Annotated in this window: 1 protein-coding gene; it reads right to left on the bottom strand. The window is 55.3% G+C overall.

Features of this window, described 5'->3' with window-relative positions; genetic code table 11:
• The coding region (locus VKV29_RS01280; protein WP_324199482.1) for a hypothetical protein at window positions 1–505 on the bottom strand (505 nt) is incomplete at its 3' end.
• Between the last annotated feature and the right edge of the window lie 638 nt (window positions 506–1,143).

Below are 1,143 nucleotides of genomic sequence, written 5' to 3'. Positions count from 1 at the left end.
GGTTGCCTCCACGGATGTTGTCATCGCGCAAGGTAAAGGTGGAGTGGCCGCTGATCTTGATCTCCGATCCCGTCTCCTTGCCTAGCTTCGCGAGCCAGCTTCCCAAAGAGCCAAGAAAGCCGTGTGTCCTCGGCTTTACCTCTGTAGGGGATGCAACTCCAGAAGTGGCGGCGGGCAGGGTAAAGCCGGGCAAGACGCCGAGTGGAATGCGAGTCGGCTGTGTGTTCGGTGGCCCCATGCGGGTGGTGTCTAACGTTTGCCCCCCGTTGCCGTTTTTGCTGGCGATGTCCAAAGCGCGCATGGCCTCCCAAAGGGTACGTGGGGCGATGGAGATCGTGGGAAGACGCGGCGCAGAGCCTGTGGAGGCTCTGGTAGGTGGTGCCGACTGCGTGGCGGCCGGTTGCGGCGGGGCAACAGCTGTGGTATCTCCCGCTTTGGCCATTACGGGTTCCATGCACAGAAGAGCCATCACCACTGTAGAAGGTTTTTTACGAATAGCGAACATAGCCTTTTTCCACGCTCTCGGCACAGTTACATCTTTTTCGTAGTTGTCGTTTGAGGCATGGGGGATGCGCTCTTTACAGCCTAGTTTCAGAGTAATCTATCAAAAAAACCTGCTTGTTATGCTGGGGGGCAACGAACTACAGAATACCGTTCGACACGCTGGTTATATTATATCACAATTCTACAGCTAGCGAGTTACTCTCCCAAAGGCTGTAAACGACCGCACGGCCAGAATCAAAGGTCTCTCGCTTCGCTTCGAGATGACACACTTCAAGGCCGACGGTGCTGCGCTCAAAGCCGACGCCCTTCCCCTCGTTCGAGATGACATGGTTTCCGAGCGCACATTTCTACGAACCGCATATTGCGGCTCCCATTCGCGTTGTTGCTTCTAGCTCTAGGAACATTATACACGACGTGCATCCGAGCTTCGCACCTAATACCAAGACCTATGTCTAGCTTCGATCTCAACCGGTGCAGAAGCAATTGCCGGCGCCTGCGGCTTCGTCGTCTTATGCAACCCTACTGTGGTGGGAATGGCTCCGTTGCCGTAGTCCCAGCCTTTTTGCCTTTGGGCTTTTCCTCCCATGGTTCGGCCAGCCACGCTTTAACCTTTGCTCCTTGCTCCGGAAAATACTTCTC

Source organism: Chthonomonas sp., assembly GCF_035294165.1.
Classification (GTDB): domain Bacteria; phylum Armatimonadota; class Chthonomonadetes; order Chthonomonadales; family Chthonomonadaceae; genus Chthonomonas.
The sequence above is the reverse complement of the archived record's forward strand: the minus strand, read 5'-3'. Positions and strand labels throughout refer to the sequence as shown.